The 13,617-nt window shown below is 57.4% G+C and carries 17 protein-coding genes; 7 read left to right on the top strand and 10 right to left on the bottom strand.

What is annotated here, in order from left to right; translation table 11 throughout:
- Nucleotides 1-23: 23 nt before the first annotated feature.
- Nucleotides 24-662, bottom strand: a complete 639-nt coding sequence (gene thiE, locus PuT2_RS02570) for a thiamine phosphate synthase (protein WP_093969451.1) — start codon at nt 660-662, stop codon at nt 24-26.
- Nucleotides 659-1,459 carry a bifunctional hydroxymethylpyrimidine kinase/phosphomethylpyrimidine kinase gene (locus tag PuT2_RS02565; RefSeq protein WP_093969450.1) on the bottom strand — a complete coding sequence of 267 codons (801 nt, stop codon included), beginning with the start codon at nt 1,457-1,459 and terminating at the stop codon, nt 659-661. The genes thiE and PuT2_RS02565 overlap by 4 nt, the downstream gene beginning before the upstream one ends.
- Nucleotides 1,460-1,564: 105 nt before the next feature.
- On the opposite strand from PuT2_RS02565, the gene PuT2_RS02560 reads away from it, so the two are divergent.
- The 4 genes from PuT2_RS02560 to PuT2_RS02545 are packed head-to-tail and all read left to right on the top strand — an operon-like array spanning nt 1,565 to nt 3,499.
- Complete coding sequence (locus tag PuT2_RS02560; RefSeq protein WP_093969449.1) at nt 1,565-1,729, top strand: rubredoxin; 165 nt, start codon at nt 1,565-1,567, stop codon at nt 1,727-1,729.
- A gap of 19 nt (nt 1,730-1,748) precedes the next feature.
- Entirely contained in the window at nt 1,749-2,333 is a 585-nt protein-coding gene (locus PuT2_RS02555) for a YqgE/AlgH family protein (RefSeq protein ID WP_093969448.1), read from the top strand.
- Entirely contained in the window at nt 2,326-2,736 is a 411-nt protein-coding gene (ruvX, locus tag PuT2_RS02550) for a Holliday junction resolvase RuvX (protein ID WP_093969447.1), read from the top strand. Before PuT2_RS02555 ends, ruvX begins: the two co-directional genes overlap by 8 nt.
- A gap of 10 nt (nt 2,737-2,746) precedes the next feature.
- Nucleotides 2,747-3,499, top strand: a complete 753-nt coding sequence (locus tag PuT2_RS02545; RefSeq protein ID WP_093969581.1) for a 1-acyl-sn-glycerol-3-phosphate acyltransferase — start codon at nt 2,747-2,749, stop codon at nt 3,497-3,499.
- 26 nt (nt 3,500-3,525) lie between these two features.
- Here the strand turns inward: PuT2_RS02545 and PuT2_RS02540 are convergent, their stop codons facing one another.
- From PuT2_RS02540 to mpl, 8 genes are all read right to left on the bottom strand, one after another.
- A complete protein-coding gene (locus tag PuT2_RS02540) occupies nt 3,526-4,359 on the bottom strand; it encodes a symmetrical bis(5'-nucleosyl)-tetraphosphatase (RefSeq protein ID WP_093969446.1) in 834 nt (277 codons plus the stop codon).
- Nucleotides 4,356-5,534 (bottom strand): LPS export ABC transporter permease LptG, encoded by a 1,179-nt coding sequence (lptG, locus tag PuT2_RS02535; protein WP_093969445.1) that lies wholly within the window; start codon nt 5,532-5,534, stop codon nt 4,356-4,358. Before lptG ends, PuT2_RS02540 begins: the two co-directional genes overlap by 4 nt.
- A gap of 100 nt (nt 5,535-5,634) precedes the next feature.
- Nucleotides 5,635-6,339 (bottom strand): monofunctional biosynthetic peptidoglycan transglycosylase, encoded by a 705-nt coding sequence (gene mtgA, locus PuT2_RS02530; RefSeq protein ID WP_093969444.1) that lies wholly within the window; start codon nt 6,337-6,339, stop codon nt 5,635-5,637.
- 16 nt (nt 6,340-6,355) lie between these two features.
- Nucleotides 6,356-7,231 (bottom strand): shikimate dehydrogenase, encoded by an 876-nt coding sequence (gene aroE, locus PuT2_RS02525; RefSeq protein ID WP_093969443.1) that lies wholly within the window; start codon nt 7,229-7,231, stop codon nt 6,356-6,358.
- Nucleotides 7,228-8,091: a TonB family protein gene (locus tag PuT2_RS02520; RefSeq protein ID WP_093969442.1), complete on the bottom strand. Its 864-nt coding sequence runs from the start codon at nt 8,089-8,091 to the stop codon at nt 7,228-7,230. Before PuT2_RS02520 ends, aroE begins: the two co-directional genes overlap by 4 nt.
- Nucleotides 8,088-9,980: a ribonuclease catalytic domain-containing protein gene (locus PuT2_RS02515; RefSeq protein WP_093969441.1), complete on the bottom strand. Its 1,893-nt coding sequence runs from the start codon at nt 9,978-9,980 to the stop codon at nt 8,088-8,090. Before PuT2_RS02515 ends, PuT2_RS02520 begins: the two co-directional genes overlap by 4 nt.
- 14 nt (nt 9,981-9,994) lie before the next feature.
- A complete protein-coding gene (locus PuT2_RS02510) occupies nt 9,995-10,585 on the bottom strand; it encodes a YqiA/YcfP family alpha/beta fold hydrolase (RefSeq protein ID WP_093969440.1) in 591 nt (196 codons plus the stop codon).
- Entirely contained in the window at nt 10,582-11,955 is a 1,374-nt protein-coding gene (gene mpl, locus PuT2_RS02505) for a UDP-N-acetylmuramate:L-alanyl-gamma-D-glutamyl-meso-diaminopimelate ligase (RefSeq protein ID WP_093969439.1), read from the bottom strand. Before mpl ends, PuT2_RS02510 begins: the two co-directional genes overlap by 4 nt.
- 76 nt (nt 11,956-12,031) lie before the next feature.
- Between mpl and PuT2_RS02500 the strand changes: the two genes are divergently transcribed.
- From PuT2_RS02500 to accB, 3 genes are all read left to right on the top strand, one after another.
- Nucleotides 12,032-12,541: a TlpA disulfide reductase family protein gene (locus PuT2_RS02500; protein ID WP_093969438.1), complete on the top strand. Its 510-nt coding sequence runs from the start codon at nt 12,032-12,034 to the stop codon at nt 12,539-12,541.
- Between the two features lie 106 nt (nt 12,542-12,647).
- Complete coding sequence (gene aroQ / locus PuT2_RS02495) at nt 12,648-13,082, top strand: type II 3-dehydroquinate dehydratase (RefSeq protein WP_093969437.1); 435 nt, start codon at nt 12,648-12,650, stop codon at nt 13,080-13,082.
- An 87-nt stretch (nt 13,083-13,169) separates the two neighbouring features.
- Nucleotides 13,170-13,616 carry an acetyl-CoA carboxylase biotin carboxyl carrier protein gene (gene accB, locus PuT2_RS02490; RefSeq protein WP_093969436.1) on the top strand — a complete coding sequence of 149 codons (447 nt, stop codon included), beginning with the start codon at nt 13,170-13,172 and terminating at the stop codon, nt 13,614-13,616.
- Nucleotide 13,617 lies beyond the last annotated feature (1 nt).

Raw genomic sequence — 13,617 nt, 5'->3', positions numbered from 1 at the left:
CGGTATCTTTGAGCAAGTAAAAGTTAAAACAGGGCGGCAAAGCGTGCCGCGGTTGCCCGGACATCGGGCTGATCGAAAAGGCCGCCGATAACGGCAAGGCTATCGGCTCCGGCGCTAACGACCTGGGATGCATTATCGGCCGTAATGCCGCCGATAGCCACCAGAGCGACGGGTGGTTGGTCATTGAAAAGGCTGCGTACCTGCGCGAAAAGCGCAAGTGGTGCGCGAACGGCATCGGGTTTGACAGATGATGTAAATACAGTGCCAAAAGCTACATAGTCGACACCGTCGGCAATGGCAGTTTTGGCACGTTCAATTTCGTTGTAGCACGAACGACCGATAATTTTGCCGGGGCCGAGACGTTCGCGGGCGTGGCGGGCGGAGCCGTCGTCTTTGCCCAGGTGTACCCCGTCGGCGCCGACGGCAATGGCCAGATCGACGTCGTCGTTGATGATGAAAACAACGCCCAGCTGCCGGCAAAGTTGCGCCATGGCCAGGGCATGCCGGTGCGACAGCGTTGGCGACAACTGTTTTTGTCGCCACTGGAGTGTTTTCATCCCGCCCAGAGCGGCGGACGTAACGGCTTCGTGCAGCGCCTCGAAGTGTGTGGTGTCGGGCGTGATGCCATACAGGCCGCGGGGAAAACGTTGTGCGTGGGTCATGGTGCTGTGCGGTTGATGAGGCGTGAACCCATGCCGGGCCGGAAGGTGCGTGCAGTGAGTTCGACGGTTGCTTTGATGGCGTCTTCTGCCGCACCCGGTAAGGCCTTACCTTGGCCCAGCGCTACCGTCAGCGCGCAGGCAAGGGGGCCATCGAGGTTGGCGGTACGAGCCTGCGGGGCATGCCACGCCCAGTTGAAGACTTGTTGGTCGGGGCCGCGCAAGACATAGGCCCGATGACCCGGCCGAAGTGTTTCGCCCGTGGTGAGTACCCAGGGTGTGCCAAAGCTGCGTAAGGTGTCGGCCAGATGGCCGGCCCCCCGCCCGGGCAGAACGCCGTCGTTGCCCCACTGCGACAGCAGGCTGTCTTCAATAATGACCAGGTCGGTTTGCGGGAGCAAGAGTTCGCAGAGCGCGGCGTTGACCTCTTCGAGGTCGTGTTCGTTGCTGGCAAAAACCTGAGGTACCCCGGCCAAATGAACCACCAACGGAACATCGGCGTAGTCGGCCGCAATTTGTGCCAGCACCCTGACAGCATCGGTGGTGTACAGCGGCCCAGCCTTGATGGCACGCACCGACATATCTTCGAGCAGGCAGCGAGCCTGGTCGTCGATGATGTCGGGACTGATGTCCTGGACGTCTTCGACGTTGGCGGTGTCTTGGATATGCAGCGCTGTGACGGCGCTGATGGCGTGGCCGCCCAGAGCGGCGCACGTAATGGCGTCGGCCGGCAAAAATGCCGAACCGGTTGGGTCGAACGGACCGAAAACGAGGACGATAGGGGGCGACGCTTCTTGCACTGAGGGAAACCCGGTTACTATTGGGATTAATCGAATTGACCCCATTCTATAGGATACCTGCCCTTGCCTTGGGCGGCTTTCAATATTTTCAGTGAGTAACAAGTAATGCGTACATGGATGTGTTTGATCTGTGGTTGGATTTATGATGAAGAAGCTGGGTTGCCCGACGAGGGTATTGCGCCCGGTACACGTTGGGAAGACGTTCCTCCCAACTGGGTTTGCCCCGAATGCGGCGCCCGCAAAGAAGATTTCGAGATGATGGAAGTTTAATTACCTTAAGGGGCGAGTCATGGCATCTGCTACACACCACACCGAACACCAGGTTGACTTGTCCAAACAGTTTTTGCTGGCCATGCCCGGCATGGTCGGCGGCGAGTGGGCCAACACGGTAGTGTTTTTATGCGAACACAATAGTCAGGGTGCACTGGGCCTGGTGGTCAACCGGCCTACAGACCTCACCTTGGCCGATCTGCTCGAGCGTCTCTCCATCAGTTTCGCGCCCGGTGCCGCGGTTGCCGAGCAGCCCGTTTTTTATGGCGGCCCGGTGCATACTGACAGGGGTTTCGTGTTGCACACGCCAGGGCGTCAATATACGTCCAGTATCCCGTTGGGCGATGTTCTGCTCACCACGTCGCGCGATATTCTTGAAGATATCGCCGCGGGCAAGGGCCCCGACCATTATCTGGTGACGTTGGGGTACGCAGGTTGGGGCGCCGGTCAGCTGGAAAGTGAGCTGGCGCAAAATGCGTGGCTCAATGTCGAATCATCCAATACTGTCATATTCGATGTGCCTTCCGAGTCACGCTACGAATCAGCACTAGGGGTGTTGGGTATTCATTCTTCCATGCTGGCAGGTACGGCGGGGCATGCCTGAAGAAACCCTGTTGGCTTTCGATTATGGCCTGAAGAAAATAGGGGTGGCGCTGGCCAATACGCTAACGCGCCACGCCCGGCCTTTAACCATTATCACGGCCGAGCGCCGAGACTTGCGGTTTCAGGCTATAGCCAGCCTTATCAACGAATGGCGGCCCGATCGTGTGATTGTCGGCCTGCCACTCGATACCTATGGTGCAGAGCAGTTGGCTACAACGCAGGCGCGTCGTTTCGCCAACCAGATTAACGGTCGCTTCGGTGTCCCGGTCGAGTTGGTCGACGAGCGAGGCTCCAGTCTCGAGGCGCAAGAGCGATTAGGCAGTCATCAGCCCGACGACGCGGTTGCAGCTGCTATTATCCTGCAGCGATACCTTGATGCTCCGGGTCAAGGTGCAACATCCTGAAGAGGTTATTTTGCGCGTAGTACTGTTTTTGATCCGAGTTCCCTTTGTGCTGTTATGGCTGGCTTCCAGCCTTTTTTGTGTCGCAACGATTTATCCCCTTGTCGGATTGCAAGGGCGGTCGCGGCTCAACAATATGTGGTCTCGCATGCTTATGGCCATATGCGGGGTCAAGGTTCAGGTGATTGGCCAGCCAGTCATGACGGGCTCCGCGCTATGGGTCGCTAATCATGTGTCCTGGATAGATATCTTTATCCTCAGCAGCGTTCGCTGCGTGGCGTTCATTGCCAAGCAAGATATCCGTAAATGGCCGGTTATCGGCTGGCTTGTCTATAAGGCGGGTACGGTGTTTATTGATCGCACCCAGCGCAATTCGGTGCGCCGCGTCGGCGAGCAAATGCAGGCCATGTTCGATACGGCTCAGGTGGTGGGGTTATTTGCCGAGGGTACGACCAGCACGGGTTTCGATGTCTTGCCGTTTCACGCCAGCCTGTTCGAGCCGCCCCTGCGGGCCGGAGTTGTCATACAGCCTGTGGCCTTGAGGTTTTATCAAGGCACCCAGCGTAGCGATTTGTTGGCCTTTGTGGGTGAACAAACCTTGGTCGGCAATATGTGGGTGCTGCTGGGCGCAACAGGCAGTCGCGTCGAGGTTGAATTTTTACCGCCCATTCCGCCATCGGAAAGCCAGCCCTTGGGGCGGGCCGAAGTCGCGACTCTGGTGCGCGAGCAAATTCGTCATGCGGTTATTTGTGCGCCAACGTCATAATTGTCGGCGGGCTTGAGCCTGGCGATTTAAGGTTTTTGCGCCTGTTTGCACGATACCTGCACCAATTTGTGATCGTGCAGGCGCAATGCAGTAAGTTTGCCGCCCCACACACAGCCGGTGTCCAGACAAATGGCGTCGGGTCGTATCATCAAACCCAGCGTCGACCAATGTCCGAAGACAATGGTATGGTCGGCCGTTGCCCGGTTGGGTACGTCGAACCACGGGATCAGGTCGCCGTTGGTTGACGCATTGGGTGCGTTTTTGTAGCTGAACTCCATGTGCCCTTTTTTATTGCACATGCGAATCCGCGTCAGGGCATTGATAATCACCCGCAAACGCTTGTTATTGCCCAGGTCGTCACGCCAGTCGGCTGGTTCGTTACCATACATTTTTTCAAGCGTGCGCTTCCAGTTGGGTGAGCGCAGTGCGGCCTCGACTTCGCTGGCCAGCGCCAGGGTCTTGTCGACGTCCCATTTGGCCAGTACGCCCGCATGCACAAGCAGGTGACCGTGGGCGTGGTGCGCTAATGGGCGGTGACGCAGCCAGGTAATGATTTCGTCGGCATCAGGGGCTTTTAAGATGTCGGCTATGGTGTCCGACTTGCCGGGCTTGCGCACCCCAGCAGCCACCGCAAGCAGGTTTAGGTCGTGGTTGCCCAGCACGGTAACGGCTTTTTTCCGCATGCCCATGATGTGTCGTACGGTTTCAAGCGAACGGGGGCCGCGGTTGACAATGTCGCCAGCGAACCAGAGCTCGCGATTTCTATCGGCCGACAGGTCGGGGTGCTTGAGTAGGTCTTCAAGGGCATGACAGCACCCCTGAATATCGCCGATCATCCAGATGTCGTGATGTCTGGTCATCGGGCCGGCCGGCTGAACGGGTTGCGGCTGACCATGAATCGCCTGACGTTATGCTGGTTTTCCATCAAGATAAGCGCGCCAAGGGCCAACAATAACGCCGCAATGTTGGGGACGAGGGCTGTGACCCAGGGTGCCCATTTGCCGAGCATGCCGACGTTAAGCGCTAACTGGTTGATCATGAAAAAACCGACACCTAGCAAAATACCCACAAACACCTTGCCGCCAACGCCGCCACGGCGGGTTTGCATAAAGCCAATGGGTGCCGCAATGGTGATCATGACCAGCAAGGTGAACGGGTACGCTAGCTTGCGCCACAGGGCGACGACTTCGCGGTCAGTTTGCAGGTTATTGGACTCAAGGTAGCTGATGTAGTCGGTCAATACCGAAATTGACATGCGTTCGGGTGTCAGAATACGAGCGATCAGGCGTTCGGGCGTAAGCGATGTGGGCAGGCTGCGCTGTTCGATATGATTAACTTGCGTGACCGGCATGTCGGGCACTTTGGCATCGGCTAGAGCCGAAACGGCCTGCGCATTTACGGCAGTTTCGGTGACCTGGTTCATGATCAAGGCGCCGTCGGCGAAGTAGCCGTCTACTGCTTGCGAATATGTGGCGAGTTCTTGGCCGTGACGAAACTCGTACAGCGTAATGCCGCCAACCCCGCCATTAGGCTTCAATTCAGCAATGTTGATCACACGCGTGCCGTTATCCGGGGCTTCTTCTTTGAACCAGTAGCCGCTGTTCAGTCGGCCGCCGCCAGCGCGCCCGAGTAATTGCAGGGTGGTTTCGCTTGTTTTGATTTCGGCCGCGGGGGTAACGATTTCAGACAAGATGAAGGCGCCGACGACCCAGGGGATGGTAATAACCCACAACATGCGCATGAGCTTCATGCCGCTGACGCCCGATACCCGGAAAATGACCAGTTCGTTGCGTTGCGCCAGGCTGGCCAGGGCCAGAATGGCCCCGATCAGCAAGCCTATGGGCAGCAATTCGTAGAGTCGCGTTGGCATTTGCAGCGCCTGCAGATAAAACAGGTTCAGCAGGGTGAATTTTTCGCCGACGTCTTCCAGGTCTTCGATGAGCGCAAAAAAGGTAAATAAGCCCAGCAGTGCCAGTAAGACAACGGCACATGAGCGATTGATTTCGCGGGCAAGATAGCGACGAGCGGTGCGCATGAAGATTCAAATCAAAAAAGCCAAGTCGTAAGCTTAACAAACGACGCGCTATCGTGCGTTGTAATGCCACGATAAGGTGGTGGGTATGTTGTTGCCCAGTTCACGGAATGTCGACCATACGCATGCGCCGGGTAAGCGTGGCGGTGCGCGATTGCAGGTAAGTGGTGTTGCCGCGCCGGTCGTAGTAAGCGGGGTTGGGCAACATGGCGGCCAGGCGGGCAGCCTGTGCGCTGCCAAGCTGTGCCGCATCGCGTTTGAAGTAGTGTTGTGCGGCGGCCTGTGCGCCAAAGACATTGACGCCCCATTGCGCAATGTTCAGGTAAAGCTCCAGAATGCGCTCTTTACTCATGACGGCTTCTATCATGTAGGTCAGGACAAGCTCTTGCCCTTTACGCAAGTAAGAGCGGTCGCTCGAAAGGAACAGGTTTTTTGCCAGTTGCTGGCTGATGGTTGACCCGCCGCGGATCCGGCTGCGGCCTTCGTCTGCCATTTGAATGTTGTATTCGAAGGCGCGTTTTATGGCTTCCCATTCGACGCCGCTGTGGGTCATGAAGTTGGCGTCTTCGGCCGCCACGACGGCGCGTTTCAAGTTCGGGCTGATACGGTCGTAGGGCACCCACTCGAAAGCAATTCGGGCATCGGGGTTATCGGCACGCAGTTCGGTTAGCGTGGCACGCATGAAGGCGCTGGTGTTGGGGTTGTTAAAGTTCAGCCAAACCACCATGACAAACAGGCCGAACTGATACAGCAGCAGGCCGAACAGGCCTAGCAGTGCAAAGAGTCCGGCGAGTCTGGCTTTTGACATTGGCTGGGGGCTCCGCTTATAGGTTGGCGTGCAATTGCGCGCGCAGCGCGATCAGCACAGGGCCGACATCGGGCAACACGCCATTCCAGATCTGGAAGCTGACGGCAGCTTGCCCGACCAGCATACCCAGCCCGTCGCAGACGTGCGCCGCCCCGGCGCTTTCGGCCCAGCGCATGAATGCTGTGGGCCGGGTGGCGTAGAACATGTCATAGGCAAGGGCGTTTGGTGCAAAGCGCGCGCCCGGCAGGTCCGGGGCCTTGTCGTCGATGCTGCTCGACGTCGCATTGATGACGATATCCCATTGACCGTCGGCCGAGTCCAGACCTCCGGCGCTGAGGGACAAGGCATAGGTCGGGGCAGCGTCCGTCATGGCGGCGTGCAAGGCCATGGCCTTTTCGACAGTTCTGTTGACAATGTGGAGTTTGGTGCATCCGGCCTCTAGAAGCGGCAGCGCGACACCTTTCGCCGCTCCACCAGCGCCCACCAGCAAAATGCGTTTCCCGGTCAGGTTTTGCCCCTGGCGCTCAAGGTCGTTCAGTAGCCCGATACCGTCGGTGTTGCATCCTTTAAGCTGGCCGTCTTGCATCCACAACGTGTTGACTGCACCGGCAACGCGGGCGCGTTCCGACAGGCCGTCTTTTGCCATTTGCCAGGCCTGTTCTTTAAACGGGACAGTCACGTTCAGGCCGACACCGCCATCGTCAAAAAATTGCTTTACCGTGCCCGCAAAATTGTCGAGTGGCGCGCACAACCTTTCGTAGACCAGTGATACCCCGGTTTGAGCGGCAAACGCCTCATGGATAAACGGTGAACGGCTATGGGCGACAGGATTGCCAATGACGGCAAATTTTCGAAGTGCAGGGTTGGAGATGGGGGGCGCTGGGGTAGTCATTGGGTGATCAGTTGGTCGTTGGTGAAGTGCCAGGTTCGGGTAATGGCCAGAATATCCAGGTCTTTTGCGACTTCGGGTGGTAAAGGAGGGAACGGCGCAGCCAGTTGCACAATGCGCCGGGCTGCCAGGTTCAGTACCGGTTCGGACGATGGTCTGTTGATCTCGACACGCTCAAGAGAGCCGTCTTTTCTGATGTAGGTGGTGAGCTGTAGCGTACCGTAGATTTTGCCGCGTGCTTCTTGTGGGTAATGCGTGGTACCGATCTGTTCGATTTTTTGCCGCCAGGCTTCGACATACTGCGCATAGGCAGCTTGTTGCGCGGCTGGCCCTACAAACTGCTGCTTGGGTCGTGCGTTGTAACGTTCGATGCGCTCTTTCAGTGCGGCAATTTGTGCGGCAAGCAGAGCACTGTCCTGGATACGGTTGTCTTGGCCGGGATCATCTGATTGCTGCAGCAGATCGGGTCGTTGTGCTGTATTGACCTGCAGGCGGGCCTCAAGCTGGGTCAGCAATTGCTCTTGGCGCGCCTCCAGCTCGGCTTGGCGTTTGCGCATGGCTTCCAGAATGATTTCATCGGCTGCCTCGGTGCTGGTGCGCGGTAACGGGGTGCTGGCTACGGCGTTGTTGTTTGCCGTGTTGCCGCCGGCGTTCAGGTTGTTTTGTGCAGTCACCTGCGGTGCAACCGGAGCCGCTTCGGTGTGCGCGTTAACCAAGGTGACATCGAGCGATTGTGCCGGTGGGCGGGTTGGTTGCTGTGTGTGGGTAAAGCGCAGGGCCAGTGCCGCAGCGTGCAAAATCAGGGACGCCGCGATACCAATGTAAAGATATGTTTTGCGCTCTATGGCCCACACGCGACTCATGGCTCCGGTGAAAGGGTCTCGATAAGGCGGCAATGAATCTCGAGCGAAAGCTCGTCGTAGCCTGTTATTGCCAGTTTGACCTGCGTACCGCGTTCGAGTTCGGGCAGACCGCCCACCCGGGTTACTAAGGGCGCACAATCGAACCTGACCAGGTCTTCGCGCAGTACGCTGGCGGTGACTTCGGTAATGCCTTGTTGTTGCAGCCAACGCAGGCACCAATAGCGTTCCATGGTGGACTGGAACTCGCCCCATGCGGCGTACTGCGCATCAAAGGCGCCAATAATGGCGAACAGGTCGGCTTCTTTGGGCTTGAAGGGCGCAACCAGTCGTGCCGATACGCCATGTTGTGCTGCGGCGATAATTTGCCCCTGATTGATCAGGTCGACATAGCGTCGCAAAGGCGAGGTGCACCATGCATACTGGGGCACGCCGATAGCTTCGTGGGGGAGCGCTTGCGTCGACATGCGAACACGCCCGGCCTGTTGCGAACGGTAGATGCCGGGCACGCCATGCTGGGCCATAAAAGCCCCCCACAGTTTATTGGTCAGGATCATGTACTCGGCCACCAGGCGATCAAGCGGCGCGTTGCGTTGGCGCGGCACCAGTTTGACGATGCTTTCCGGGTCGTCCGGCGGGCCTTCGAGGTAAAACGAGTATTCGGTCCGGGTGTTGTTTTCCGGCTTGCCGCGTACGGCCTCACGTTCGCGGTTCAGGTGTCGCGAAAACTGCCATAAGGGGCGCAACCAATGCCCATAGGGCAGCGGTGCCTCGGGCGTGTCCAGCGCTTCTTCGGTCACATCTGCATCCAGCCAGTTGTGCCGCAGGTTTTCTTTAACGCTGATGCGCTCAAGGCGGGTCTCGGTCGCGCTGACTTCTCCGGTCTCGAGGTTGGCCGTGACGTACAGCGACAAAGCGGGTTTGATTTGCCCGGCGTCCAGCGAGAACGCCTGGATCAGCGGTTCGGGCAGCATCGACACCTTTTGGCCGGGCATGTAAACCGTAGACATGCGGTTGCGTGCCATGTCGTCGAATTCGTTGCCGCGCTTGATCAGCAGGCCAGGGGCCGCAATGTGGATACCGATACGTACTTCGGAGGCTGAAATCGGGGTGACTGACAAGGCATCATCAACCTCGGTCGTGGTGATGTCGTCGATTGAGTAGGCCTCGACATCGGCAAACGGCAGTTCGTCTTCAACGGGCGGGATATCGAGCGTTTTGAGCTCGTGCCCCTTCGGGAAGTGGGTGGCGAAGAAGCGATCGCGGTGAAGCTTGAGCGGGTTGGGCCAGGCGCCGACCTGAAGCAATAATTTTTCGGGGCTTGTGCCCAGTTGAGTGACGGCCGCATCAAACGCCTTCCACTGCAAGGAGTTTTTGTCGGGCTTGACCAAAAAGCTTTGTGCAACAGCGGCCAAGTCTTCCGGTAGTCGACCTGCAACCAATTCATCCGTCCAGGCTTGTTGCTGTTCGGCTTGTTTTTGCTTTTTTTCGATGGCGGCCAAAGCGGCTTTGAGTATGTCAGGTGGAGCTGGACGGTATCTACCCTTACCGCGTCGATGAAAATAGGCCGGTGCGCTGTTCAGCGCAAAAATAAGAGCTGCTTTTTCAGTAGCCGAGGGTGGGTGGCCGAAATACTCTTGTGCAAAGGCAATGGCTTCGAACTCGTCTTGCGGCGCACACTCCCACAAAAAATCAATTTCCAACGTGTCGGCCAGCGCATGCGCCTGAGCCAGGAGGGGTTGTGGCGCGGGCTGCTCGAATTGGAACAGTACGTGGGCTGCTTTTATTTTGCTGCGTTTTCCGCTTTCGGACTCGACCTGCAGGGTTGAGTCGCTTTGCGAAAAGATTTTTTCAGCCTTGAATGCGCCACTGTCTTCGTAGAGAACGTACATATATCGTTGTGTTTTTATCGTTGCGTTTGGGGTATGGCCCGAATGAATTGCATGACTTCGGGCAACCAGCGCGGGAAGTCGGAAATGCCGTGGTCGCTGCCGCTGACGATGCGGCTTTGGCACCCTGCGTACCAAGCTGCCATTTCTTTCCAGTCAAGCACTTCGTCGCCCGTACACGCCATTAAAAAATAGCGGCTGTGCATCTGGGGCTTTGGAAATGCAAGTGCGGCGAGTTCGTCGACATGCCTGGGCAAAAAAACGAAAGGTTCGGTGCTGTGGTATTGCTGGTGTGTGCCGACTTGAGTGGCCAGGTCGCGTGCGGCGTAAATGACCGGGTTGAGCAAAACGGAACGACAGCCGCGAGTATGCGCCAGGTGACCGGCGTAATAGCCCCCAAGCGACGAGCCCACAAGGGTGACGCCAGCCGGGTCGCTTGCATGCGAGTCAATAAGATTGTTGCATAAATCGATCGTGGCCTGCGGGCTGGCCGGCAGTTGCGGACAATGCCAGTGGTCGGTCAGGTTCAGGTCGGCAACGGCTTGGGCTAGCCACTGGGCCTTGGCGGATTGCGGTGAGGAGCGAAAGCCGTGCAAGTAAAGAATCATGGGTGGGGTTGCTGTAAAGCAGCAAGGACTTTTTGGTGGATACCGCCGAAACTGCCGTTGCTCATGATCAGGATATGGTCGCCGGCAGTGGCGGCGGTAACGATGGCTTGTACCAGTGTGTTCAAGTCGTGATGTGCGTGAGCTTTTGTACCCAGGGGCGCCAGTACCTGGGTTGGGTCCCAGCCCAGGGCGTGTTTGCCTTGTGTTTCGCCAAAGCAAAACACCAAGTCGGCATCTTGCAAGGCGCCGGGCAGTTGTGCGGCCATGGTGCCCAGTTTCATCGTGTTCGAACGTGGTTCGATGACGGCCAGAATGCGGGCCTGACCGACTTGCCGGCGCAGGCCGGCCAGCGTCGTAGCAATGGCCGTGGGGTGGTGGGCGAAGTCGTCGTACACCGTAATGTCGGCGATGGTGCCGCGCACTTCCATGCGCCGCTTCACTCCGCCAAAGCTCGACAGCGCCAGCAGTGCTTGCGCGGTGTCGACCCCCACGTGGCGCGCTGCTGCTAAGGCGGCCAGCGCGTTCAGCTTGTTGTGTTCGCCGGTCAGGCTCCAGGTGACGTCGCCTACGGGTGTGCCGTCTTGAATGACACTGAAGTGGGTAGCATGGCCTTGATCGCGATACTGCCAGTGGCCGTTGTCGCCGAAGTCGACAACGGGCGTCCAGCAACCGCGTGCGATGACGCGGTCGAGAGCAGGCGCATTGACGGGGCGTATGACTTGCCCGCTGGCCGGCACGGTGCGAAGCAAGTGATGAAACTGAGTTTCGATGGCGTCCAGCGTCGGGAAGATATCCGCATGATCGTATTCAAGGTTGTTCAGTATCGCGGTACGCGGCCGGTAATGTACAAACTTTGATCGCTTGTCGAAAAAGGCTGTGTCGTATTCGTCGGCTTCGATGACGAAGAATTTTTGTGCCGGGTTGAACCGGGCCGATACTTTGAGGCCCGGGGCGATGCCGCCAATCAGGAAATTGGGGGCTAGCCCAGCTTGTTCCAGTATCCAGGCCAGCATCGAGCTGGTTGTGGTTTTCCCGTGTGTGCCGGCAACAGCCAGAACATGTTGCCCTTGCAGAATGTTTTCGCCCAGCCATTGCGGGCCCGACGTGTAAGGCAAGCCAAGGTCAAGAATGGTTTCCATCAGCGGGTTGCCGCGCGTCACAACGTTGCCCACGATGAACAGGTCGGGTTTAAGGTCGACCTGGTCGGCCCCGAAGCCTTCGGTCAGGGTGATGCCCTGTTCTTCAAGCTGGGTGCTCATGGGGGGGTAGACACCGGCGTCGCAGCCCGTGACAGTGTGGCCTGCCGCGCGGGCGATCAGGGCCAAACCGCCCATGAAGGTCCCGCAGATCCCCAAAATATGTATGTGCATTCGTTTTCTCCTGGCTGCCTATTGTAGTCAGCCGGTAGTGCCGCGCTTGAATAACGGCGATGTTAAAATCCATTTTATGATGATGCGTCGTAAATTTTTGCAGCGTTGCCTGGGCATGTTTGCCGCAGGGCTTTTGGCCGTTGGGGGGGTACCCCATGCCGTGGCATCGTCGGCCGGGTTGTTTGGTCTTCAGTTTCCCGACTCTGACGGCACCCCGGTTCCGCTCGATCAGTGGCGGGGCGGTCCAGTGGTGGTTAATTTCTGGGCGACTTGGTGTCCGCCTTGTGTCAAAGAAATGCCCGACCTCGAAGCGCTTAAGCAAAAGTATCCTGGGGTGCAGTTTGTGGGGTTGGGGGTCGATACGGCTGCCAACATTAAAAAGTTCATTCCTAAGGTCAATGTGACGTATCCGTTGCTGGTCACGGGGTATGGTGGCATCGACTTAATGAAAACCTTGGGCAATCCAACAGGTGGTTTGCCGTATACCCTGGTGTACGATGCGTCCGGCAACGTTCTCGAACGCATTATGGGTCAGGTCAAGCCCGATCATCTCGACGCGATTTTGCAGCGTGTTTCAAAGCCTTGAGTACGTGTTGCTGCAATCCAATACGTTCCTGGGTTTTTGGGTATTTAATAGACAAATAACGCTCTTTAGCGTAAAAAGACGGTCTGTCTGTCGTAGAAAAGCATAAATGGCACAACACATTCTGGTTTTGCATGGCCCTAACCTGAACATGCTGGGTACCCGCGAACCCGGCATTTACGGGCGGCAAACGCTGGCCGATATCAACGCGCGCCTGGCCGAAGTCTGCGCCGAAGCCGATGCGGGTTGTGCTGTTTTTCAAAGCAACCACGAAGGTGAGCTGGTTGATCGCATTCAGGCGACCCGGCACGACGAAACAGAATTCATTATCATTAATGCAGGTGCTTACACGCACACCAGTGTGGCTATTCGCGATGCGTTGGCCGCAGTGGGTTTGCCGTTCATCGAAGTACATTTGTCCAACGTCTACAAACGTGAACCTTTCCGTCATCACTCGTATTTGTCGGATCAGGCGCAGGGCGTTATTGCAGGTTTAGGTGCCTATGGGTACGAGGCAGCGCTTCGTTATGCCCTGGCTCATTAGGTGCTGCGTTTCACCAATTAATTTTTTAACAATCATTACTCGAGCATCGCGCTGAATTGGCCTGATGCCGCGTTACGGGAAGTTTGTATGGACCTCAGAAAATTAAAAACCTTGATCGATCTCGTTGCCGAGTCCGGTATTGCCGAACTCGAAATCACCGAAGGCGAGGGTAAGGTACGCATCGTCAAATTCTCCCAGTCGGTTCAGCCGGTGGCCTACGTGCCCGAGGCCGCGCCTGTGCAGGCCGCAGCTGCGGCAGCACCCGCTGCCCCCGCCGAAGCCGCGCCCAAGGCGCCGCAAGGCCATATCGTCAAAGCACCTATGGTAGGTACGTTCTACCGTGCGCCTAATCCAGGGGCTTCGCCTTTTGTCGAGGTTGGCCAGTCGGTTAAAGAAGGCGATCCGGTGTGCATCATCGAAGCCATGAAGTTGCTGAACGAAATTGAAGCAGACAAGTCTGGCGTGATCAAAGAAATCCTGGTCGAGAATGGCGAGCCCGTCGAGTATGGCCAACCCCTATTTGTAATTGGCTGAT

Source organism: Pusillimonas sp. T2 (assembly GCF_002236805.1).
Classification (GTDB): domain Bacteria; phylum Pseudomonadota; class Gammaproteobacteria; order Burkholderiales; family Burkholderiaceae_B; genus Neopusillimonas.
This window is presented reverse-complemented; position numbering and strand designations above follow the sequence as displayed.